The organism is Niallia sp. FSL R7-0271 (assembly GCF_038005785.1).
Taxonomy (GTDB): domain Bacteria; phylum Bacillota; class Bacilli; order Bacillales; family Cytobacillaceae; genus Niallia.
This window is the reverse complement of sequence record NZ_JBBOTZ010000002.1, coordinates 572843-596119: the sequence shown is the minus strand read 5'-3', so window position 1 is coordinate 596119 and position 23277 is coordinate 572843. Positions and strand designations below refer to the sequence as shown.

General features: G+C 33.8%; 21 protein-coding genes and 2 pseudogenes. 9 read left to right on the top strand and 14 right to left on the bottom strand.

Going from position 1 to position 23277, the window contains the following annotated elements:
- Positions 1-28: 28 nt before the first annotated feature.
- The gene (locus tag MKX82_RS22975; RefSeq protein ID WP_341080376.1) at positions 29-736 is read left to right on the top strand and encodes an SDR family oxidoreductase; all 708 of its coding nucleotides are present in this window, start codon (positions 29-31) and stop codon (positions 734-736) included.
- Positions 737-788: 52 nt separating this feature from the next.
- Here the strand turns inward: MKX82_RS22975 and MKX82_RS22970 are convergent.
- The 5 genes and pseudogenes from MKX82_RS22970 to MKX82_RS22950 form a co-directional block, all read right to left on the bottom strand.
- Positions 789-1685, bottom strand: a pseudogene (locus MKX82_RS22970) (EamA family transporter).
- A 240-nt stretch (positions 1686-1925) separates the two neighbouring features.
- Complete coding sequence (locus tag MKX82_RS22965; RefSeq protein WP_341080373.1) at positions 1926-2879, bottom strand: sensor domain-containing diguanylate cyclase; 954 nt, start codon at positions 2877-2879, stop codon at positions 1926-1928.
- Between the two features lie 101 nt (positions 2880-2980).
- Positions 2981-3199 carry a hypothetical protein gene (locus MKX82_RS22960; protein ID WP_341080371.1) on the bottom strand — a complete coding sequence of 73 codons (219 nt, stop codon included), beginning with the start codon at positions 3197-3199 and terminating at the stop codon, positions 2981-2983.
- A gap of 110 nt (positions 3200-3309) precedes the next feature.
- Entirely contained in the window at positions 3310-3858 is a 549-nt protein-coding gene (locus tag MKX82_RS22955; RefSeq protein ID WP_341080370.1) for a GNAT family N-acetyltransferase, read from the bottom strand.
- A gap of 47 nt (positions 3859-3905) precedes the next feature.
- On the bottom strand, positions 3906-4367 hold the full coding sequence (locus tag MKX82_RS22950; RefSeq protein WP_341080369.1) for a GNAT family N-acetyltransferase: 462 nt from the start codon (positions 4365-4367) through the stop codon (positions 3906-3908).
- A gap of 100 nt (positions 4368-4467) precedes the next feature.
- Between MKX82_RS22950 and MKX82_RS22945 the strand changes: the two genes are divergently transcribed.
- Positions 4468-5289, top strand: a complete 822-nt coding sequence (locus tag MKX82_RS22945) for a MerR family transcriptional regulator (RefSeq protein ID WP_341080368.1) — start codon at positions 4468-4470, stop codon at positions 5287-5289.
- 103 nt (positions 5290-5392) lie between these two features.
- On the opposite strand, the gene MKX82_RS22940 is transcribed toward MKX82_RS22945, so the two are convergent.
- The 4 genes from MKX82_RS22940 to MKX82_RS22925 form a co-directional block, all read right to left on the bottom strand.
- Positions 5393-5971 carry a hypothetical protein gene (locus tag MKX82_RS22940; protein ID WP_341080367.1) on the bottom strand — a complete coding sequence of 193 codons (579 nt, stop codon included), beginning with the start codon at positions 5969-5971 and terminating at the stop codon, positions 5393-5395.
- Positions 5972-6582: 611 nt separating this feature from the next.
- The gene (locus MKX82_RS30460) at positions 6583-6786 is read right to left on the bottom strand and encodes a YjcZ family sporulation protein (RefSeq protein WP_396953853.1); all 204 of its coding nucleotides are present in this window, start codon (positions 6784-6786) and stop codon (positions 6583-6585) included.
- A gap of 145 nt (positions 6787-6931) precedes the next feature.
- Complete coding sequence (locus tag MKX82_RS22930; protein WP_341080363.1) at positions 6932-7783, bottom strand: protein-glutamine gamma-glutamyltransferase; 852 nt, start codon at positions 7781-7783, stop codon at positions 6932-6934.
- A 221-nt stretch (positions 7784-8004) separates the two neighbouring features.
- Positions 8005-8391: a collagen-like protein gene (locus tag MKX82_RS22925; protein ID WP_341080358.1), complete on the bottom strand. Its 387-nt coding sequence runs from the start codon at positions 8389-8391 to the stop codon at positions 8005-8007.
- Between the two features lie 1066 nt (positions 8392-9457).
- On the opposite strand from MKX82_RS22925, the gene MKX82_RS22920 reads away from it, so the two are divergent.
- The 3 genes and pseudogenes from MKX82_RS22920 to MKX82_RS22910 form a co-directional block, all read left to right on the top strand.
- Entirely contained in the window at positions 9458-9982 is a 525-nt protein-coding gene (locus MKX82_RS22920) for a TetR/AcrR family transcriptional regulator (RefSeq protein WP_341080355.1), read from the top strand.
- Between the two features lie 69 nt (positions 9983-10051).
- Positions 10052-11008, top strand: coding sequence for an SDR family NAD(P)-dependent oxidoreductase (locus tag MKX82_RS22915; RefSeq protein ID WP_341080353.1), 957 nt, complete (start codon positions 10052-10054; stop codon positions 11006-11008).
- 54 nt (positions 11009-11062) lie between these two features.
- Positions 11063-11404, top strand: a pseudogene (locus MKX82_RS22910) (type 1 glutamine amidotransferase domain-containing protein); the annotation flags it as partial.
- 939 nt (positions 11405-12343) lie between these two features.
- Here the strand turns inward: MKX82_RS22910 and MKX82_RS22905 are convergent.
- Positions 12344-13606 carry an S-adenosylmethionine decarboxylase related protein gene (locus MKX82_RS22905; protein WP_341080351.1) on the bottom strand — a complete coding sequence of 421 codons (1263 nt, stop codon included), beginning with the start codon at positions 13604-13606 and terminating at the stop codon, positions 12344-12346.
- A gap of 259 nt (positions 13607-13865) precedes the next feature.
- Here MKX82_RS22905 and MKX82_RS22900 point away from each other — a divergent pair, with 259 nt between their 5' ends.
- On the top strand, positions 13866-14465 hold the full coding sequence (locus tag MKX82_RS22900; RefSeq protein WP_341080350.1) for an SET domain-containing protein: 600 nt from the start codon (positions 13866-13868) through the stop codon (positions 14463-14465).
- A 1463-nt stretch (positions 14466-15928) separates the two neighbouring features.
- Here MKX82_RS22900 and MKX82_RS22895 read toward each other — a convergent pair.
- The 4 genes from MKX82_RS22895 to MKX82_RS22880 form a co-directional block, all read right to left on the bottom strand.
- Positions 15929-16489 (bottom strand): hypothetical protein, encoded by a 561-nt coding sequence (locus tag MKX82_RS22895; protein WP_341080349.1) that lies wholly within the window; start codon positions 16487-16489, stop codon positions 15929-15931.
- 126 nt (positions 16490-16615) lie between these two features.
- Entirely contained in the window at positions 16616-17170 is a 555-nt protein-coding gene (locus MKX82_RS22890; RefSeq protein WP_341081607.1) for a thioredoxin domain-containing protein, read from the bottom strand.
- A 185-nt stretch (positions 17171-17355) separates the two neighbouring features.
- The gene (locus MKX82_RS22885) at positions 17356-17868 is read right to left on the bottom strand and encodes a DoxX family protein (RefSeq protein WP_341080348.1); all 513 of its coding nucleotides are present in this window, start codon (positions 17866-17868) and stop codon (positions 17356-17358) included.
- A gap of 229 nt (positions 17869-18097) precedes the next feature.
- Complete coding sequence (locus MKX82_RS22880) at positions 18098-19318, bottom strand: MFS transporter (RefSeq protein ID WP_341080346.1); 1221 nt, start codon at positions 19316-19318, stop codon at positions 18098-18100.
- 239 nt (positions 19319-19557) lie between these two features.
- On the opposite strand from MKX82_RS22880, the gene MKX82_RS22875 reads away from it, so the two are divergent.
- The 3 genes from MKX82_RS22875 to MKX82_RS22865 all read left to right on the top strand — a co-directional run bounded on the left by MKX82_RS22875 (position 19558) and on the right by MKX82_RS22865 (position 23215).
- Entirely contained in the window at positions 19558-20133 is a 576-nt protein-coding gene (locus tag MKX82_RS22875) for a TetR/AcrR family transcriptional regulator (RefSeq protein ID WP_233317192.1), read from the top strand.
- Between the two features lie 323 nt (positions 20134-20456).
- Positions 20457-21557 carry an NAD(P)/FAD-dependent oxidoreductase gene (locus MKX82_RS22870; RefSeq protein ID WP_341080344.1) on the top strand — a complete coding sequence of 367 codons (1101 nt, stop codon included), beginning with the start codon at positions 20457-20459 and terminating at the stop codon, positions 21555-21557.
- Positions 21551-23215, top strand: a complete 1665-nt coding sequence (locus tag MKX82_RS22865; protein ID WP_341080342.1) for a nucleoside recognition domain-containing protein — start codon at positions 21551-21553, stop codon at positions 23213-23215. Before MKX82_RS22870 ends, MKX82_RS22865 begins: the two co-directional genes overlap by 7 nt.
- The last annotated feature ends 62 nt before the right edge of the window (positions 23216-23277 follow it).

Here is a 23277-nt window from a genome sequence, read left to right as displayed (position 1 = left end):
TTCCATTCTTTTCAAGGAGGATAATAATATGTTTACAGACTCAAAAGTTGCCCTAGTCACTGGCGGTAATCGCGGAATTGGCTATGAACTGGTCCGCCAATTGGCTTTGAAAGGTTTTAAAGTTATCTTAACAAGCCGAGACTCAAAAAAAGGGCTAGAAGCTGTTAAAAAACTTCGCAAATCAAATTTAGAAGTATCTTTTCTCGAGATGGATGTGAACAATCATGAAAGCATTCGCCAAGCCGCCATCACGGTAGATCAGCACTTTGGAAGATTAGATGTTTTGATTAATAATGCAGGTGTTTATTTAGACGAAGATGAAAGTTTATTAACTATGGCCCCTGCCATTTTGGAAAAAACAATGGAAACAAACTTTTTTGGGGCTTACTATACCATTCAGTCCTTTCTGCCTCTCATGGAAAAATACGGATATGGAAGAATTATTAATATTTCTTCTGATTATGGCCGTTTAAGCCAATTAACATCTCCAGAAGTCGGAGCGTATAAATTGTCTAAGTTTGCTTTAAACGGTTTAACACAATTAATTGCGGGAGAAGTCAAAGGTGATATTAAAGTAAACGCAGCCGATCCTGGCTGGGTAAGCACAGATATGGGTGGAACTTCTGCTCCAACGACACCGAAGCAAGCTGCTGAGTCCATTTTATGGTTAACTGCTATTGGGTCTGACGGACCATCGGGAAAATTTTTCAGAGGCAAAAACAGCATTGATTGGTAGCATGCAATAAACTGGAGCTGTCCATTAATTAATGGACAGCTCCGCATATCCCTTACCAATTGGGACTTGAAATATTTCTTGGTTTAAACATTTTGACATTACTCACCATAATGCCTCCTAATATGAGAGCAACACCAAACCATTGCCAAACACCTACTTATTCACGCAGTATTAACGCAGACATTAATACAGCTACCGGAAGCTCTGAAGCTGTCAGGATTGTGCCGAGTCCTGGGCCGACTTTAGGCATACCAATGGATAATAAAAGCGGCGGAAGCACTGCACCAAATATTCCTAGTATTAATCCATATTGTATAAATCCGCCTAGAACAGACACATCCACAAAATATACTGGTGGAAAGATGATAAAAACAACGATTAAGCCGCCTGAGGAAAGCAGTGCGCTTTTCAACAGCGGCTCCGTATTATGTCCAACTGTACCGCTCAGAAAAATAAACGTTGCAAAGGTTATAGCAGCAAGCAGTCCCCACATCATACCTTGCCATGTAATGTGAACACCATTTTCCGAGGTAATCCCTGCAGCTAATAGCGACCCTGCCAGCAGAATACCTATTGCTATTAATTTTTCCTTCGAAGGCTTGTTCTTTAAAAACACCATTTCTAATAATGATCCTATCCAGATATATTGAAACAAAAAGATAATGGCTAATGAGGCATGAAGTGTTTGTAAGGATTGATAATAAAATATGCCTGTCAGTCCAAATGGAATGCCCGATAAAATTAACTTTATGGCTTGATTACCAGCAACTCCCCTCTTTTTCATAATTAAAACGAGTATCCAAATAATTAAAGTACCAATAAAATATTGTCCCCCCGTTACCTCGTTAACAGATAACCCAGCTCCGTATGCAAGCTTTACAAACGTAGATAATATTCCGTAACTGCAGCCACCTAAAAAAACAAATAATACATAATGCCATTTACTCAAATTTAAGTCCCCCTTCTGCGCATAAAAAAAGCCACACAAATGTCTCACAACATTTGTGTGGCGAAAATAGAGTTCACTCTAGAAAAATCCACGACCTAAATAATTTTAGTATTCGAATTTCGTTTTTCATTATAATTACAACTAATGTAGAAGTCAATAAATAATTTCCCTGCTTATTTGCTTAGTTTTGGATATTTTTTGTGCTCTACTGGTTCTGCACATATAAATCTCATTCAAAAATCAAAAAAAGCAGTAGGTACTTTTCCCACTAGTTTTCGCCCGATATAAAGCATTATCTGCTTTTTTCAGCAGTTTATTTAACGTCAGTTTCATTGTATTTGTGTATTGAACAATGCCAATGCTCACAGATAAGTTAAACTCCTTGATTTGAAAATCCCAGGACGATAATCTTTCAATAAAAGCCTCTGCTATTTCCTCGATTTCTTGAACGCTTAATTTTCCAACTAAGTTAATAATAAATTCATCTCCGCCTAACCGAAATACCGCTCCATTTATATTCCTCTGCCGCATGACTGCCTCCATTCTAAGGGCGACTTCTTTTAATATCAAATCACCTGTATCATGGCCAAGGCTATCATTTATCTCTTTAAAACAATCTAAATCTAGAAAGAAAATTGCGCCATCCTCATGGGCAAATTCATTAAAATATCTTTCAAGAAAATGCCGATTATAACTGCCTGTTAAATGGTCTCTGTATGCTAATTGCTCTAGCTCTAAGTAATAAGAAAACATTTTCGCAATTTTTTCAATCAGCTTTATACTTTTCTCATTAAACTGTGCAGCCTTCTCATGAACAGCACATAAAGTCCCAAAAACCTCGCCATCCCTTAAGATTACCGGCACACCTAAATAAGCGTTCACATTCGTGTTAGAGTATATTCCCTTGATATCATCTAGGCTAGATTCCTTACTTATATCCTCATAGACTAATGGGATACCTTTAGTAAAATCAATCCTGCTGCAAACTGCCACTTTCAGCGGGAGCGATATTCCCTCTCTAATGTTAATATGCTCCGTATTAGGAGAAGTCTTCAAAATATGCTGTTCATTATTGACAATGGCACTTAAAAACAGAAAGCTGTCTGGTAATATCTCTTTTGCCAAGGTCAAAATATCAACGGCAAGTTCATTAAAGTTATTATATAATAGATACTCTTTTATATTAGTTATCATTAGTGTGCTCCCCAAAGTTTAGATACGTATTACATTTATCTACTTTTATTATACTCGTTAAGCCTTCATTGACAAAACCAGCCAAAAGTTATAAAAATACGTTAATTTCCATCTGCCTTTTGAAAGGACAAAGCGGACAATAATAAGGAAAGGCCAATAGGAATAAATAAGAAAGGCTCCATCTCCACAAAAAAGCTGCCTGGCAAATATCCACTAAAAAAAGCCAATATCCCCATTAGTACAAATAGCGTACCTGAATTAAATTTATCTTTCCGATAGTCGATAGTTTTTTCATTTTGATTTACCTCCTTTTGGTTCAAGAGACTTTATTCGTAATAGGCTTTGTTTACAAATACGAAATATAGAACAATAGGTTTCAGACATAAAAAAGATCAAAGCCAATTTTTACATTAGCTTTGATATGTTGAATCTATCGGATAAATTTCGGCTTAAAAAATAGATATAGCAATCTTCCAGTAAATCGCTTTAACAGATTAGTGTATTCTGCTACTGTAACATCGCTGTTATTTACTAAAACTTCAAATAAATTATTACTATTCTCTTCTATCATAAGACTAGCGTTTTTAAACCCATTATTTATATAAAACTTCTTTCTTTTAACTCTTTGCTCATAATTACTTGCATTTTCTTTAACTGCTTCTATGTTAAGCATGATTCGATTATTTGGGCAATACTCCCTCAACTTACTAATTGCCATACTACCAAACCCCTTTGATCTATGCTTATTATCAATAGCAAAATACAAAACAAAGGTTAAATCTTTATGTGTAATTAAATAAATAAAACCTACTAACGAATTATCAGCATATACACCTAATAGGTCTACGAAGTTTTTCTTCGACTTCCATAGAAGAAACCAAAATGGAATTTGCTCATTTCTAGGGAATGATTCGGAGATTAATGCTTTCACTTTATTAAACTCCTTTGTAGTTTTAATAGCTTCGATTTTAAAATGCATTTGCTTATTGCTCCTTTTTTTTCTGGTCTAAAATGATACATAAAAAGCTATACGATTAATTCCATCACTTTTTCTCCGTTAAAATCCAATTCTCCATTAAAGGTGAAACCATAGCGCTTATAAAGGCTTAAAGCATGTATGTTAGTATCATAAATACTTAAAAAAATCTTTGTGCATGCGAATTCATTAATTAACTTGCTGATTAGCGTTTTTAAAAATATACTGCCTAGACCTTGGCCTTGAAATCTTTCATCAACTAAATACCGATCTAGCCATACTTTTCCCTTTTTATGATTTTCATCATATTCAGGAAACCATCCGTACATGGCAAAACCAACTAAAACACCTTCCTTATAAAGACCGACAGGCTTGTAGTAAACGCAATTTTTTGCGTCTTCTAAACACTGTTCGGTTGTTTCAATATAGTGCCTCTGGCTTTCATTGACTTTTAAGGCTAGAACTTCTGAAGCATTTGCTTTGGTTACTGGCCTAATCTCAATAGTTTTCATATTGACATCTCCATCCTTAAATGTGGACAACATAATGATTGATTTTGAAATCATCTTAATGTATATAGTAACTATATAGTCAAGAAGGAGATTCAAAAATATGGAACATGATAATTCAAAATATTTCACTACTGGCGAGTTTGCCAAACTATGTAAAGTTAATAAGCAAACAGTAATTTATTATGATCAAATTGGCCTTTTATCACCTGTTATTAAAGACTCTAAGGGCTATCGTTACTATTCAATTCGCCAATTAGAGTTATTTATTGTCATTGATTTATTAAAAGATTTAGGAATGTCATTAAACGATATCCAACAATATACGCAGAATAAATCACCAGAAGAATTTTTATCACTAATGTATCAACAAAAAGATTTATTGATACAAAAAAGGAAGGAATTAGAGAAAAACGAGCAGATTATCGAAGCAAAAATTAAGCTAATGGAACAAGCCTCAAGCCTCAACTTTGAGCAAATATCACTAGAACAAATTTCTGCAGCTAACCTGTATTTAAGCAGGAATATAAAAGACATACCTGATGAAGAATTTGTGGAGGCTGTGTCTGATTTTATTACCGAACTATATGTGAAAAAACTAGATACAGGCTATCCAATCGGCGGTATGACTATGCGTGAGGAAGTACTAAAAGGAGAGTACACTAACTATACTTATTTATATATGGAGCAACCGAAACAAAAAGACAGCTACACATTCCATCCATCTTTAAAGGGTTATTATTTAATCGGCTACCACATCGGTTTAGAAAAAGACATCGATAAAACATATACGCGTATTTTTGCTGAAATGAATCGTTTAAATTTAACCTTAGGAGAGTATGTTTTTGAGGAATATATATATGATAATGTGGTCAAAAATCGAGAAGAAGAGTACATCACAAAAATTATGGTTCATGTCAATTAATATTTAAAACCATCGATCATTTCTCTAAATGGAAAACCCAAAAGGCATCAATCTGATGATTAATGCCGCTAGTAGTTTAATCCATTTACTGAAAAAAAACGCATTAAAAGGATTTTTCTAATTTGGGAACTAATTCTCTGTATCTAATAAAAAATTCCTCAATAGCTAAAACTGCAAAAGAAGGAGAGGACGGACTATTAGCTAATAAACATTTGTCATAAATTAAACTAATGTACAATGAGTTTTGTGGAGTTTTTCCCCTTACTTTCAGTAAATTAGATAAATCCTCATATAATTTTCCAATCGTTGATGAATCAATGGATCTTTCCAGTGAAAAAGATCCTGCCAAGCTGTTCCACCATGCTTGAAAGCTTTTATAAATCTGATTAAAACATTCGGGGGCCTCTGACTTACCCTCCAATAATCTATCGTAAAATAATTTTTTATCTTCATTGGATAGTTCATATATATAGCTATTATCTAGTTTGACCTTTTCTGTAATAGCCTTCCATAATTGTTCATATTGCTTGGGAAAATCCTCTTTAAAGGCTATTTCTGTTGATGAATAAGGGAATCTTATTTCTTCATCTGTTTGATTTTGATTGAGATAGATATTTTGTATATAAATTAAAAAATTTAATGTAAAAGATGTTCCTGTAACCAATAAAAGTGTATTTTCCACTTCTACTCTCCTCCCCTCATCCCCTTTTTGTTCCATTATTACCAATATGAAGTTTCATTACAACTATCTTGTAATGTCATAGAAAAAGCACTCCTATTCTGAGTGCAATTGTTAATGTTTTTTTCTTATTCTATTTATTTCCGAACAAACCTAAGGCAGCGGCTACACCAATACCTACTGCAAACCATGAAGCGGAAATTAATATATATTCTTAAAAATATATAGATTATAGAATTTCTTTAATAGTTTAATTATTTATTCACTATAACTATGGATGCGTAAATTCTATATTATTTGTTTTCTTCAACTAACGCCCCTATCGAATTATAAGATCAGCCAGAATTTCTTAATCAGTAAGCTTTTTTGAAAAATAGAATATGTAAACTGCCTTTTCAACAATCTACCTATTCGCAAACAAAGAAAAGCACTCCCCTTTAAAAAAGGAATGCACTCCCCCACTTTATCTCTTACGTTTTTTATTACAGCTTTGCCACGACATTGCTAGGGGGACTTTCTATATTCTCTTGCATTGTAATTGTAAATCTCATTGTTACCGTATCTTTAATACCACCAAATGAGCTATATTTTTTCTACCTAAGCAGAAAAAATATTTAACAGATACATGCTCCCACAATGATTAATAAAATAAATAACACGACAATTAAGATAAAGTTATTATTTTGATATGTTGGACAGGCATAACTGTAAGCTGGAGCCGTATAGGATGGGAATGATTGAACAAAAGTAGGGGCCGTAGTCGGTTGAGGAGGAACATTTGCTCCGACAGTTGGAGGTGCGTTTACGTTTGCATACATATTTAAACATCCTTTCTTTTTAAGTAAGCTTATCACTACATGATACGCTCAAATATGAAAATGGAGCCCGTCTACTGAAAATTGGGTTTTTACCCGGTAATTAAAAATGAAATTTATCGTATAATTTGCTTATGCTTATTTTATCTTAGAAGTACTGATATCCCAATGAAATTATATAATTATAATAATTTAGTAATGATATGGAACTCCGGTTATGGTGCGCGACATGTTGTTTTATTTTGAAATCACTGCTAGTCTGTTGTCTGTTTGTTAATGCTGATAAACGGGAAAAAGAAGGTCTTGTCAACAAACTTGTCAGGACTGCGGACTGTTTACTCCCTTCCATTCTCTTTTTATTTAGAACCTGAACAATTTCTTCATCTGTCTTAATGGAAAATCCATGTCCGAAATATCTCCAATCATCTAAAAGTATGGCATTTACCCCTCTAAACCATGGTGTTTGTGAATTATAGTCAGGATTATCAAAATAAACAACGTCACCAGGTAAAAAACCATCTGAATAAAACGTAACTAGACCAAGATCTGTATCTGTATGCCAGCTATATAAATAAAGTTCTTGAAAATGTGCATTAAATAAATGATGTCCAATGGTCTTTAACGTAGCATAGTAATAGATAATCACAGAAGCTGTTGCACATTCAAACGCATACAGCGAACTGTTCTTAAAAATGTCCATAATTGCATCAGAAGGCCTTACATCCGGTCTTAACAAAAAACCACCAGCCTTCGTTAATTGCCAGTAATTCCGGTTACATCGAGCTTGCTCAAAAATAGTAAATTCAGGCTTGGTTTCATTCATTTCTTTTGCACTTTTAATAATATTTTTCCGTAATTTAATTTCAAAAAGTAATTCTCTCGAAGATATATAAGAATATACGATATGATCTTCTTGCATATATTGCAGTATATTTTTTTCAACTTGATCCAATTCCAAATTCCCTTGGAATTCAAAGGATTTACCCATTACTTGTATCACTTTTATTCCTCCATTCTCTGCTTTTTTATTCCCGTCTTCTTTAAAAAATGAAATCAAATCTTGTTGGTAGGAAGCTATTTATGCATAATGACTAAGTAAATATTAAATCCTTGATTAAGTTGCTCCCTCAATAAACAGATTCTTTAATCTAAATGCCAATTCATTCTTAACTAAGTAAAAGGGCGATGCTCTAATGAAAGAAAGCATCACCCTAAATGTATTTAGTAACATGTAAATGAAATAATTCTTCTTGTGTCAATACCAAAAATCACCCAAGTCCTTCCATTCCATCTGAAACCAGCAACAGATCTTGGACCTACGAATACGGGATAAAACCAAAATCCTGTACCATTACTTAGCCAAATAAAAGTATTACGAAACAGGCAAAATCTTATTGCTCCAGGATCCACAGCAAATGGTGAAGCAGCTGCTTGTTGAGGAATAAATGGTGGAGGAGGAGCTGTTGGAGCTTGTGAAGGTTGTAATGGTGGTAGACCTGATGGACCTCCAAACCCAGGTCCCGGGAAACCAGGTGGACCTGATGGGCCTGGAAATGATGGTAATAAAAAGTTTAGAAATTGTCGATCATCATTTATATATTGATACATTTGAAACATCGCCACCTTATTTTAAATAAATCTCTAAAGGTATTGTATGTTTTACTGTTTTTTGTGAAGCTTATTCGCCTTAACTTAGGCTGTGAAATTATAAAAGTTCAAAACCATAAGAAAAAGCCTCTTAAAAGTAATTAAACGTTCTAAAAGGCTTTTGCAGTTGATTGATAACATTGCATATTCTTTTATTACATTTTACTATAAATTTTCACGGTTCGCTGAACTTCACTGTTGATTTTACTAAAAAAAAGAAACACGAAAACACCTTGGTTTTTTGTGTTTCTTGTTCAACTATCGCCCCCGTTACTTTAAGTACATTTCTTCACAAACTCTTCCTTTTTTATTCATTTATTATGGAAATGCTACCACCGTTTAATCAATAAGCTGTTTTTTTCATTTTTTCACAGGATCGCTGCCACAAAAAGTTACATAACATTTTAGGATTTGCAGTTATAATTCAGAAAAAGTCCCCTTTTTTTAGGGGACTTTTTCAAGCAAGTTTCTTTAATTAAAATTCTTATGAACTGGAAAGTCTGTTTTATTATAGGTTAACTCGTAGCTTAGATTTAATGAAAAGAATTAACCACCCCAAGTAAACACAAGCAGTTAGTGCCCATGTTATAAAGAACCCTAATCCCAAACCGATATTTGCATCTACATAATTATTAGTCATATGATCAATTGCAAAGTATAACATAGGCACAGCACATACTAAGTAACCTATAATAGACAAGAAAACGAGATCTTTTCTTCGCTTATTCAGGTTCTTAATGAAAAACAAAAATGGAATTAACAGTAATACAAGTGTTACAAGCACAATTGCAATAAGAGATAAAATCATATTAGCCTCCGATAAATTTTTAAATAAAAACCGAAACATTTGTTGTAATTATACACTATAGATGTAATGTTTTTCAATAAGTACATATTAGTATCTCAGTGGATATACTTAATTTTCCTTTACTAATTATTTTTCTTAATATTTACTCTTGATTTTTTTAAAACTCTAAAGTATATTTTAGTTAGTAATTGATTAATCACTAACTAAGAGGTGAACTTATTGAAAGAAAAACAAAATACAAGTAATCGCCGAAATGAAATTTTATCAGCTGCCATAGAAGTTTTTGCGCAAGAAGGCTATTACCGTGCAACGACCATGAAGGTTGCAAATAAAGCTGAAATTTCTCAACCGTATATATTCCGCTTTTTTTCCTCTAAAGAACTTTTATTAGAAGATGCCTTAAAGTTATCATGGTCGAGAATTCATGCTGCCTTTGCACAAGTTATTGAATCTGCTTCTGCAGAAAATCTAGAAAAAGAACTTATTCAGGCTTATGAAATAATTATGAGGAATAATGAGAATGAAATTCTGTTACAAATGCAGGCTCAAACAATAAGAGAATCCAATATTGTTACTCTTATGCAAGAGGAGTTTTTAAAAATACAAACTACTGTTTATAATGCATTTAAAACAGCTGGTGTCTCTACTCCTTCTGAAAAAACTTTGTTATTCTTAGCACGAGGAATGCTGTGTAACATTTCATTATCTTTAAATTTGCCAAAATTAATGGAAATAGACGATTAACTATCGTCTATTTTTATAAAAATTAGTTATTGATTAATCACTAAATAAAACACAAAGGGTGAACATATTATGAAAAATGTTATTGTATTAGGTGCAACTGGCGGTACAGGAGCTGCAATTACAGAGGAATTACTAAAGAGAGGAATTAAAACAATAGCTTTTAGCAGATCAATTGAAAAACTTCGTCTACTAAAAGAAAATTTGGGAAATAGCAATTTATTGACGTTGAAATCAGGGGATGCCTTTGACTATAACAGCATTTATGATGCTGCTAAAGATGTTGACGTAATTTTTCAATGTGTAGCTGTTCCATATGAGGAAATGCAGCGTTCCCAGATTCCTTTAGGAAAGGCTGTCATGACTGCAGCAGATAAACTTAGGAAAAAAATCGTTTTTGTAGATGGAATATATCCATATGGAAAAGCAAGAACCCCATTAGTCAATGAGGAACATCCAAAAAAACCCCATACAAAGAAGGGAAAAATAAAACTTGAGTTAGAAGAACTAATTTTCAGTAAAGATTGGATAAATGCAGAACCAATGGTTATAAGACTTCCAGATTATTATGGTCCTACAGCAAATTTCAACTCCTATTTAGGGATGACTATGGTAAATATAGCGAATGGAAAAATATCTTCTTATATTGGTTCTCTGTCTATCCCAAGGGAATATGTGTATCTCCCCGATGCGGCAAATATGATTATAGAACTTGCTATGGATAATGAGGCATACGGACAAAACTGGAATATTCCAGGAAAAATTATAACTGGTAAGAGACTCATCCAGATTGCTCAATCTGCAGCAGGAAAAACTGCTCCGGTCATCCCCTTAACAAGATACATGTTAAAAATGATTGGAATATTTAGCGCTGTAATGAGGGAGATGGAAGAAATGTCTTATTTAACAGAGACTCCTGTCTACTTAGATGGAAGCAAGTATAAAAAGAAGATTGGCCCCTTAACCCAAACTTCGTTTGAAGTAGGAATACTTGAAACTATTCGTGCAAATCAAAAAGAAACTCAATAAGAGAAAAATTTCTATCAAATAACGAAAAGCCGAGTATTTGGATCAAAACCAATTAGGCTCCAACAGCTTTTGAGACAGTTTTATCAAAGCAACAAAGTTTTAGCTGCGGTTTGTCACGGCCCTGCCGGGTTAGTCAGCACAACCTTATCAAATGGTAATCCTTTGATTGCTGGAAAAAGGGTTAATGCATTTACTAATTATGAAGAAAATCAGACTGGCCTTGTATCAGATTTACCATTTCTACTCGAAAGCAAAATTCGCGAGTTGGGGGCAATTTATGTTGCTGCACCAAATTGGACTAGTCACGTCGAAATTGATGGCAATCTAATTACTGGTCAGAATCCCCAATCAACTCTTGCAGTTGCTGATGCCGTTATCAAGCATTTGAACCATTGAGGATCTAATAAATATAATTCCAGGAAATAGGAAAGTCAATTTATTAAAAAAGTGAATGTTCTAGGAAAAATCACGACTTGTAAGATGGATATTTTGGTAATATGTCCATCTTTAAGTCGATGTGTTTTAAACTAGAAATTAACCTTCTAAGCCGTTAAAAACTTATAGCAGTACTAGCAGTAAATGTTTTCTTACTTGAACTTGGCTAGGAGGAAACCAATCCAAAATTATCCTTTAAGTGAATAACCCTTCCTGAACCCCCAGACCCATCTTTTCCATTTAATAAGGTTGATTGTTTTTTTGGGGGTTAATTATTTGAACTAACCAATTGTAAAACATTATTTAATTCACCTTTGCTATTTTTAAAAATCATAATATCACCATCTTATGGTTGATATAAATTAGTTCTTTAAACATAACATCAACAGCTGCTTATTAAAGTAAACTGCCATGATTGTTCCAGAAGAAAGGTTTTAATTTATTACAGGAATGCTGCCATGTTTCTTCCATAAGCTAAGTTTTCATTTATTACAGGAATGCTGCCACGTTTATTCCATAAGCTAATTTTTCATTTAGTATAGGAATGCTGACCTGTTAGTACCAAACCAGCGCAAAAAAGAAGCATTAATCCTTACTGAATCAACACTCCCTTTAGATTAATTGGAATTGTTCACAAACTTATCTTAGAATCGAACACTTACCCAAAAGATTGTTTTATCATAGACAAGATTGCTCTTAAATATTTTTATATAACTTGTGATAACTCTATTGGGGAATTTTACTTTTTCATCACTATTTACAAAACTGATTCCCTTAATTAATCAAGTTTCTTTATAAAGGGTACACCACTAACAGAATCACCCGTTTTGTGCATTCCAAAGGCGTTTTTCCTAATGCTTGTTTACCGCCTGGGAAATCTTTTTGTACTTCTTTATTACTTCAAACTTTTTTCATTCTGTCTAAAATAAGACCATCAGACCCTTGGTTCACACCTATTACAAATTCTTTCATATATTGAGTGATATATTTACCGTAACCAACACTCTTGTCTTTTTCCAGCAATTCTTCGACATAAAATACACCATTCGAGATTTTATCTAATAACAACGTACAAATCCCTGCATAAACACCACAAGCAACCTGTAAATAAGTAGCGTTTATTCCATATTTTTCAAATGCAAATTGACTGTTCATAACATTATACATATATCGCTCTTTGTCCTTGTATACAAGTAGAACTCCTACCAGGTCTTCACCCTCTAATTCAGCCTCCGAAGGATCTAAAACTTTTAAATTCCAATTCAATAAATCGTCTGCACATCCAAGATTATCCCGGATTATTTGTGTTGTATAATCGTTTACTTTATATATAAACCCAGTTTCCATATCATAAAGGGTTCCTAAACTCAAAACTTCCTCATGTGGCATTAAACATCCATAAAATTGGGTATCCCCTAATGTAACCTTAAATTCTTGAGCATAAACCTCTTTATATAGATGAAGAGGCACTTTTCCCTTAACTATCATCGGATAGTTTAAAATTGCCTCATCTAAAAAACACTCAGGTGACCATGTAGAATATATAATATCCTTGTCCAGAAGTGACTTATCCTTGTAGAATGTGGTATCTTTTTCGACAATATAACATGCTAGTGGTTTTTCATTAGGATGCATGGCCATTATGGAATAAGCCATCCATTGCACAACCCCAGGATTCATTCCAGAACACACTATCCCTTTCATATTTGTAAACCTATGTTTAGCATTTTCAAATCGATAAAAACGTTCTAGTAAAGTAAATCCTTTTAGATTTTCGTCTTCATTTACTTCTATATTTTCTAAAGCTGAATTTACGTAAAAAACCCCAAATTCGTTGCATATATCTAGAATATCTATTGTATCTGCCCAAGATAAATCAACAATTAACGAAGTTTCAGTTTCGGAGATATGTTTACGTACCTCTTTTAAGTCTGTAAGATCGATCTGATTTAGAACTATTTGATTAATCAAATTAGGACATATTTCATTGTAGTAAGCAATATCCTTTTGTTTTATATCAATTAAGTGCAACATACTTTGCTTTGTAAATTTGTGTAGTGGATCAGTTGAGTCTGTAATAGATTTATTTAACAAAGACAACAATGCTCTCGCAACACCACCAGCACTTCCAAATATTGAAATTGCCCCCCCAATATCACGCATATCATCCATCCTTTGAAAGTAAATTATCTAAGTTTAGATTTAATAGCATATGAACAATAAGTAAACCAGTGACGGCCCTTGTCTATCAGTATCATAAAATAAATTTTTATGTAGGAATAAATACTTATTTTAATATTGATTTAAAAAAATGTAATGGACACATGATTAGAGTCTACTCCTATCGAAAACTATTTACATAAATATGTTAGTCAGTGAAGATTAGCTGAAAATTTCCGCTATTTTAAGGAGGAATAAAACCATGATGCACCCTGATACAGAAATTCGGTTCGTAAGTGAGGAAATAGGCGTTGGTCTGTTTGCAACAAAATTAATCCCTAAAGGAACCATTACCTGGATTAAAGATGAATTAGATATCATTCTAAAAAAAGAGTATATTGAAAGTCTTGATGATGCACGAAAAAAGGTAATATATAAATACGCATATGAAGATAATGACATCGAATATGTTCTTAATTGGGATCACGCAAAGTATATTAATCATAGTTTTAATCCAAATATTGTAGATACAGCATATGACTTTGAGTTAGCAGCTAGAGACATTCAACCTGGCGAACAATTAACATGTGATTATGGAACGTTGGGTGGCGACGAAAAGTTTGAAAGTCCACCAGCAGAAGGATCATCAAGAACAAGAGTGTATTCAAATGACTATTTAACTTATTATAAAGAGTGGGATAACATGGCAAAAGAGGCTTTTAAGTATTTCAATAAGGTAGACCAACCACTAAAATATTTAATCCACGAAAAATTTATTGATAAAGTAAATGCTGTTGCTAATGGAACTGAACCAATAGATTCCATCCTCACTTTATGGAATTATGACCATCCTGAAAAATAGTTAAAATTTTAGAAGAATAAGTGGATTTTTGTAGACTAGAATTAGAAACCGGTAAAGTTAAATGGAGATAAACTCGAATAGATATAACCCCTTTAGTAGCACTAATATACAGAATAAAAAATAAATCCTCCTTAAGACTCCTGTCTAACTCTACTATGCTACCATCAGCATAGTATTGAAATGCTTCCCCTAGAATAGAGGTTACTTTATCACTATCATTAGTTTCGGTCGTTACTTTCCATCCCATTTACCGGCTCATACATTTCAAAGTTTACATTTTCCGGTATTTTAGCGTTTCCTTAGAAGTACTTCCTTTTCAACAGGTATTTTACTGTATATGTCTCCCAAGCCTCACTACTCTGAAGAGTGTACTGTTACGTGTACACTCTGGAATAGTAATGAAGAAAACTACAGCATACGCTGAAAAGAATTCTAAAACTTTATTTTTCATATAAATATAAACTACTCCTTTATAAAATATTCCCCTTTAAACACTATATAAAATCTAGTTAATCTTTTGACTATATCTCTTGTTAACATTTATTAAAATCAACTTGCGTACAATTACTGAAAATCTCTTTCTTAGAGACCTTACTTATAAGTATGTTTCTAAAAAGTTTACAATTGAAATCCACCGGACTAAAAGTTTTAACGTATGGGGAATATATACTTATACCAACATCAAACATTTTTTTACCTCTTCTCGTAATCCTTCCCTTAAAAATTTATTTTATATGATGCCCTGATTGATCTAAGATTTGTTTGTAACTTTTTCCTCTACAATCCATATATCAACCATATTTTCCTCCAGTTAGAAAAGCTACTAACTTTATTATACAGTGATTTTCATTTTAAAAATTCATTAGTTTGTGAAATAGTGAACTTAAATTAAACTGCCCCGTTTCTGCCATAAGCTAGTTTTAATTAATCAGGAATGCTGCCCTTTATAACCTTAAAATGATTAAACTACAATTGTTGAGTATATATTCATTATATTTAACAAAGCATAAAAAAACCTATGAGTTAACCAACTATGTTCAGAAGACAAAGGCTAACAGAAATTATATTGATTCCCATTATTGAGGCAACCGTATCCATTTTAAAAACTCTATGGCTAAGATCTTCCCTTTTAAAAGAGATAGAGAAAATCGCAAAGATAGATGAACTTAATATATTGAGAAAATCAGGAAAAGTGACTTTGGACTTCAAGTTTAAATCCTTCTTTTTTATTACAATATAACCCCAGCAGTTTTCGAACTTAACAGTTTGAAGACTGTTAGGTTTATTAGGTAAAGTTTTAAATTAAACTACAGTACGTAGTTGCAAAAGTTCTTTCGTTTACGTTATTTATAAATTTCATTCTTTCCAAAATTTTTTAAAATACTTTAAGAAAAAGTAAATTCCAAAAAACAACACTCCTAAGGTAGTAGCCCCAAATCCAATAATTATAATTATAGGGATAATCATTTTAAATATCCTAATTGTTTACAAGCCTTTTTGATTTGAGAATACTTTTTCCATTTACTACAATATCCTGACATTGAAAGTTTATACAAATCATTTATTATATTCACAATAATAGCAAGGGCAACAAATGCAGCAACTGTTGTAGCTGCTGCTAGTAGTACAGCTGGTATAGCTCTACCATTCTTATTAATGTCGTCTTTTGCTAATTCATCGTCAACCACAACCTTATCAATTTCAGCAATTTCGCCTTGAGTAAGAAAGTTTGAAAATAATGCATCAATATTTTCAATCTCCTTTTCAGTTAAGGTTGTATCTTTAACTAGGTTTTTGTCAAACTTGTACACTCCATTTTCAATAGTAATCCCATCATTTATTGCTTGTACACTACTATTAAATTGCTCATCAGTTATTTCTTCCATAATACCTAATAAATCATTTTCGTCACTTGAAGCGCTTACGATTGATTCCGCAGAAACACTTTGATTATATTTAGGTAAAGCAGCCCCTAAACATAATATAATTACCACTAATACAATTAGTTTTTTCATTTTTTTCATTGATATACCTCCTTTTATTTGGCTTCTAACAAAGTATATCAATATCTATTTCAAATTAATTGAATTAATAGAAAAGTTCAATTAATAGCCATAACACTGGAATAATTGGTAATAAATATAAGTCCTTCACTTCAATATATCTAAAGCTTCGATAGTCCCAACACTAAATTCTTCCGTCCTTCCTTCTTTAACTTTTATCATAGTCGGTGTACCTGTAATTTCTATTTCTGCACTCACAATCGGTTTTGTATTACCAAGTGGTGTGTTATGAACAGCTACTATCCTTTCATCCTCTGTTAATTCAATGGACCACTCAACCTCACGATCATACAAGAATTCATCCATATTCACATGTCCATTTATTATTTCTTTACCATTTTTAACCTCGCCAATAACCTGGTCGTATTCTTTATGATGCTGTTCCCAATCATACCAAGCAGCTTTATTCTTATCATTTTCCATATCGACAATATAAAGGGGATACTTTTCCCTATACTCTAATACTGTTTGTTCTATTTCTTTACAAGAAGAACAAGTTTTCTGCCAAAAATACACGATATATTCCTTTTCTTCCTGATTAAAAGTTTCTTCTGCACGAATCCTGTTTATATCATAAATTGTTCGTTTCTGATCTTTCTTCAATCCAACTGGTATGAAAATAACAGCAAATGCTAAACACACCAAAAATGCAAGCGACCCATTTCCATTTAGTATTCATTGCAGCCTCCTTTCAATTTATTTCTATTTTATCGAAAGAATTATTTCAATTACATAGCCAAAAAAGCGTTCTAATTAATTATTATTAGCTAAAAAAAGATACAAAAAAAGCCAGACATCGCTGCCTGACTTCTTTACTATCATTTTACTTATACAACTGCTGCATCTTTTTTTCTTTTATTTGTTTTGTTTGTAAGAACATTTTTAAGATAAGGCATTGTATATTTGTCTAATCCGAATTTACCTGCATTTGCTCCTGCTACTACGACGAAGATTGCAAGAAGAATCATTTGGGCATTTGTGCTTACTGTACCGCTGAATAAGAAAGAGAAGTTCATCATCATTCCCATAATGGCTGCAAAGTTAGTGAATAAACCTAGAATTAAGGCAATACCTACAAGTAGTTCTCCCCATTGTACTAGGAATGTGAACAGACCGGCATTCGGTAATGCAACGTTTTCTAAGAATGCTGCCCACCAGCCTTGTACCGCAGGATGATCGCCTGTGCTAGAAGCAATGGCTCCTTGAAGGAAACCACTTGCATCAAAGCTGCCGCCCACTATTTTTCCATAACCAGCATGAATAAATTGATAACCAAGATAAATGCGGAATACTGCTAAAATACCTGCTGCGATATTATTTTTTCTTAATAGGTCTAACATTTTACTCCAGCTCCTCTATTTTCATTTGTTCATTACTTCACAAGATCTTGTATGTTTTTACTACACTGTTATTGTAGCATGTTTTTTTCTATTGAATAAAAAGTACTAGTAAGCTTCACATAATTGCAATATTCTCTTGTATATTCTGTGAATTTTTTATTTAAAGGGTTTCTTTTCTTCTCATTACATGATTTTCTGTGTCTTACAAGGAAGTCTGTAATAGATGGCGTCACTTTCTCGCATGCAACATGTCTTTTTTCTTTTTTTCAGTGGCAAAATAAAGTATTGCGATAATTGGAAATGCCGCTCCAATCCATAACACAGCACTCCAGCCGCCTTTTGCGTATGTCAAACCTCCAACCGCAGAGCCGATAGCGCCTCCGAAGAAGAAAATAGCCATAAACAACCCATTTAAACGACTGCGGATTTCTGGACTTAATGAGAAGAGAGTGCGCTGTCCAAGAACAAGATTTGCCGATACACCTGCATCCAATAAAATCGCAGAAACGACGAGTATAACTATTCCTGTATTGGGACCAGTATGAATCTGCAGCGGCAACAGCAGGGAGATGATGACGGTGGCGAGTGCCACTCCTGTTGCTGGTCTGGTCCACCCCCTATCTGCCAACCGCCCAGCTATTGGTGCAGCAATTGCACCTGATACACCGACAAGTGCAAATAGTGCAATCTCTTTTTGTGAAAAATCAAATGTTGGACCTGCTAAAAACATTGGCACTGTTGTCCAAAATAAACTAAATGACGCAAAGACAAATGCATGATAAGCAGCTCTTCGTCTTAATATTGGTGTTGTTTTCAGCAAATTCCACATCGAACCGAGCAAAGCTTTATAGCTTGTGTTTGTAGTAGGTTTTCTTTCTGGCAGTACCTTTAATAGTACGAAAGCCAAAAGCATTACTGCTGCTGCAGAAAAAGCGAAAACAAAATTCCAGCCAAAATAGTCAGCTACCAAGCTTGATAATGGACGGGCAAGCATTATGCCTAGTAACAAACCGCTCATCACATTGCCGACAACACGGCCTCGAGAAGAATCGGATGCAAGGTATGATGCAAAAGGCACAAGTACTTGTGCTGCGACTGATCCTAAACCGATGAAAAAGGAAGCTGCTAAAAATGGGGCCTCCTGCTTTGTTACTGAAGTGATGGCAAGGGCTATTCCGGTGAGAAGCAGCGCGAAAAAAACTAATTTTCGGTTCTCCATAATATCACCTAAAGGCACTATAAATAACAAACCTATAACATAACCAAACTGTGTTAAAGTTACAATCAAACCAGCACTGGTTGCAGACAATCCGATGGACTCACTGATGATTCCCACTAGTGGCTGTGCATAGTAGAGATTAGCAACAATAATACCGCATGCTGCAGCTATTAGTATGGTTAACCACGACGGGATATTTTTTTCCATTGATTGAGATTTAAAAATAGACATTCAAACAACTCCTTATAAAATATGGTTTTATTCATTCCTGCTACTTCTTTTGGAACTTGGTTTTAGTCCCTCTCCTTTTAATTTTAAATACTAAACGTTTAGTTCATTAATTAATGATTAAATAATATACTGAACGTTTAGTTTTGTAAATAGGCAAACCGGATTTTATTTTGGATACTTAACTGATATACTGAACGTATAGTTTTTTTACAGAATTAATGAATGAAAGGAAGATCTTCATGAATGGAAAAAGAGGCCGGCCCCGCAATGTGGAAACACATAAGGCTATTCTTTCCGCTTCTTATGAATTATTATTAGAAAACGGCTTCCAAGCCGTTACGGTTGATAAAATAGCCGAGCGTGCTCAAGTCAGCAAGGCAACGATTTATAAGTGGTGGCCGAATAAGGCTGCTGTAATAATGGAGAGTTTCCTAGATGCTGCCACTGCTAGGTTGCCTGTGCCTGATACTGGTTCAGCATTAGATAATATTGTCATTCATGCTACTAACTTAACCAATTTTTTAACCAGTCGAGAAGGGACAATCATAACGCAGTTACTAGGTGAAGGACAGTTTGATTCAGGATTGGCAGAAGCCTATCGAACTCGTTTTTTTCGCCCTCGCCGACTGGAGGCAAGAGGTCTTTTGGAGCAGGCAATCGCACAAGGAGAATTGAAAGAAGGACTCGACATTGACATATGCATTGATCTCATTTATGGGCCGATTTTTTATCGATTGCTTGTAACTGGAGATACATTGGATGAGACATATGTCCAGCATTTAGTAGAAAACGCCTTTGCAGGAATTCGTTCTTAAGTTGTAGTTTATTGTAAGAACAATGTACATAAGCAAACTCATAACACTGGAGGGCCAACTTAATAGCGGTCCTCCCCCTTTCTAACTTTTAACGATTGCTCACATCCTATCTACCTTAGCCAACTCTATTAAAACTCCTTAGCTTTTTAAAATAATTAGAAATAATTAGTTGACTTATTTTTTTAAAATGCTTAATATAAAACGTAATGATTACGATTTATATTAATTTATACCTCAAATCGTAATCATTACTATTTACATAACATTCGAGGCAATCTATATTAAATTTGCTCTCTTATATTTAATCAGGAGATGACTTTTCAATGAAATTAGTTATTGTAGGTGCAGGGCCATCTGGAATTGGCTTAGGTATCTTATTAAAGAAAATGAACTTTGAGGACTTTGTGATTTTAGAAAAGGAAGAAATTGGTGCCAGTTTTCGAAAATGGCCAAAGGAAATGAAGCTGATTACCCCTTCCTTTACAGGGCATGGATTCGGGATGTTAGATTTGAATGCCCTGACTCCTGAAACTTCTCCAGCGTTTACTTTCGGGAAAGAACACTTAACAGGCAATGAATATGCAGATTATCTTCAATTATTAGCTCACCACTATGAATTGCCAATAAAGAAGGCTTATGTTGATAAAGTAGTTAAAGATAATAATAAATTTCTGTTATATACAGACAAGCAAATGATAGAAGCACCTTTTTTAGTTTGGGCAACAGGTGAATATCAAACACCTAATTTAAAACCCTTTGAGGGTGCGGAGCTTGCTCTTCATAACAGTTTAGTTAAATCGTGGGATAACTTGCAAGGAGATGAATTCACCGTTATAGGCGGATACGAAAGCGGAATAGATGCTGCCTATCATCTTACAGCAAATGAAAAGAATGTTACAGTCATTTCTAGAAGTGCTCCATGGGACAATGTTGAGGCTGATCCGAGTAAATCCTTGTCTCCTTTTACAAAGGAAAGATTAGAAATTGCTGATGAGACAGGTCGGTTAGAACTGCTTGATGTAGAGGTTTTAAAAATCTCTAAAAGAGATGATGACTATGTATTATATTTGTCTGATGAAACTACTCATGTTTCAAAAACCCGACCAATTTTAGCTGCTGGTTTTATTCCTGGTGTTAAACAAATTTATTCTCTTTTTGAGTGGGAAAATGAACAGTCGCCTAAATTAACAGATAAAGATGAATCTACTATTACTGCAGGGGTATTTTTAGCAGGACCAAATGTTAGGCATCAGCAGGTTATTTTCTGCTATATATATAAATTCCGCCAAAGATTTGCTGTGATTGTTAAAGAAATACTTGATCGTACTAATTTCCAATATCCAACCGAAATTTTTGATTTATACCGAAAAAACAATCTGTTTTTAGACGATTTATCTTGTTGCGAGGTGAATTGTGAGTGTTAGAGGAGAAAATTCAAACCCAAAGCCTAAATACATTAATTTTAGGCTTTGAATCTTCTGGAAAATCAACCTTATTTACTAAGTTAGCTGGTAGGTCGATAGGTAATGAGATAAATGTGAAAGGATCAACTATCCATAATGAAAGTACTTATTTTGTGAATGGAAATTTAATTGATACACCCGGCATTAATAACGCAAATTCACTAATACAGACAAAACTTTATGAAGATATATATAGTGCTTCTACTATTATTCTTGTAGTAAGAGGTACACATTTTGCAGAGGAATTGGAAAAGCTGTTTCCTTATATTGAAAAAGCAACCAAAAAGATTCTTTTATTTGTTACCTTTTCAGATAAAATGTCTCCTGAAGGTAAGAGTTTGCTTCTTAAACAAATAACAAGAAAAAAGCTGCCTATCTTTATTGTAGATACCCGAAAAGTAGAAAAGGATACTGTTAACTTATTTAAAGAGTGTTTAAAGGAAAATGATACGATAAATCAATCACAACTAAAGGAACTTATAAACTTACCGATTTCTAAAGTAGACCCTCCTACTCTGTTTTTTGAAAAAAGTTACTTTGGCAAAAGCTTCGTTGCTTTATTAAGTTTAGTAGCCATGTTTTTGTTTCCTGTTATCGTCGCATACCAGTTTTCTAACTTGTTACAGCCGTTGATTGAAAAGTATATACTCAGTCAACTTACACTATTCTTTACTAGTGCTCCCAGCATTATTAAAGAAATTTTCGTAGGGAACTATGGACTATTAACACTCGGAATTTATTCCTTTATTTGGGCCTTTCCAGTTGTGTTGATGATTAGCTGCAGTAAAGCAATGACAGAAGAATCCGGCATAAAGGATCGCATAGTAGATACATTGGAACCAATGTTATATAAAATTGGTTTAACTGGCAGAGATATACTACCGATCATCACTGGGTTTGGCTGTAATGTTGTTGCAGTCTTTCAAAGCAGAGGTTGTCATACTTGCAACAGGTCCCAATGTATCTCGTTTATCTCTTTTGGGTCTGCATGCAGTTATCAAATTGGTGCAACTTTATCGATTTTTAATTCAGCCCATGCTGTTTGGCTTTTCTTTCCCTATATTTTCCTGTTACTTACAGGGGGTATCATTCACAATTATCTGTGGTTTAAAAAGCAATCATTCCCTCCATCAACTATTACTCGAAAAGCTTTTATTCAAAAACCAAAATTAAAAACGATAAAGCTTCAAGTAAGTAGTGACTTAGCGCAATTTTTTAAGCAGGCAATGCCTATTTTTCTACTTATTTGCATTACTGCTAGTCTGTTGCAATATATGAATATCATTTCGTTTATTGCTTTACTGTTTCATCCTTTATTACAACTTTTCCATTTGCCAGTAGAAGGCGCAGCAGCTTTGGCTTTTTCAATAATAAGAAAAGATGGAATCCTTATTTTAAATGAAGGAAATGGCGCGCTGTTTTCTATCCTTACTAATTTCCAATTATTCTTATTAGTGTTTTTAGCCTCTACATTGACATCATGTGTCGTAACCTTGGCTACAATATGGAAAGAGTTAGGATTCATACAAGCTTTTAAACTTATAGGTCAACAATCACTAACAGCGATTTTACTTGGATTATGCTTAGTAGCGGGTAATCATATCATTCACTTTATATAAAAACTGTACAACATGATAAATGCCTCCCTACTCCAAAAATAGGGGGGCATTACTCTGGTTAT